Raw genomic sequence first — 577 nt, 5'->3', positions numbered from 1 at the left:
GATGAGGTCCGGCCTTTCGGCTCAGGACTGGTTGAACAGCGAAAGGGTCAAGGTGGAGTGGTACTCCCCGGCGGCGACGTCGACGGGGGTGCGCAGGGCCAGGTCGGCGTTGACCTGCCAGGTGCCGATCTCGTCGGCGGAGTTGGCCGTCGACACCAGCAGTTCCTGGCCCTTGAGACCCTCGGTGGGCGCTCCGGAGCCGTCGGAGATGACGCTGGAGACCGGCTCACCGGCCGACACCGCCCCGGTGGAGGAGTCGGTCAGCAGGCGCGGCTTCCATCCCAGGTATTCGGGGCCGATGGTCGCCGAGGAGTTGCCGGTCGCGGTGAACTGGCTGGCCTGGCCGACGACCGCCCAGAAGTCACCGGCGGGGATGTCCTCGGGCTTGCGGGTGTCGGTCACCGTGACCGTCGGCAGGGTGCCGACGAACTGACGGGCGGTGGCGTTGGACCCGTTTTCCTGCAGGGACACACCGCCGTTGTCGGCCACCGTCATCGACACCTGGCCGGGGGTGGTGACGGGCTCGATCTTCACCGACACGTCGATGCCCTTGCCGTTGCCGGGGTCGTCGTCGGCC

Annotated in this window: 1 protein-coding gene; it reads right to left on the bottom strand. The window is 69.3% G+C overall.

The features are described from left to right. Positions 1-21: 21 nt before the first annotated feature. A partial coding sequence (locus tag Msi02_RS42835) for a hypothetical protein (RefSeq protein WP_373308371.1) occupies positions 22-577 on the bottom strand: 556 nt, incomplete at its 5' end.

Origin of the sequence: Microbispora siamensis, from assembly GCF_016863095.1 — a bacterium.
GTDB classification, from domain to species: Bacteria; Actinomycetota; Actinomycetes; order Streptosporangiales; family Streptosporangiaceae; genus Microbispora; species Microbispora siamensis.
This window is presented reverse-complemented; position numbering and strand designations above follow the sequence as displayed.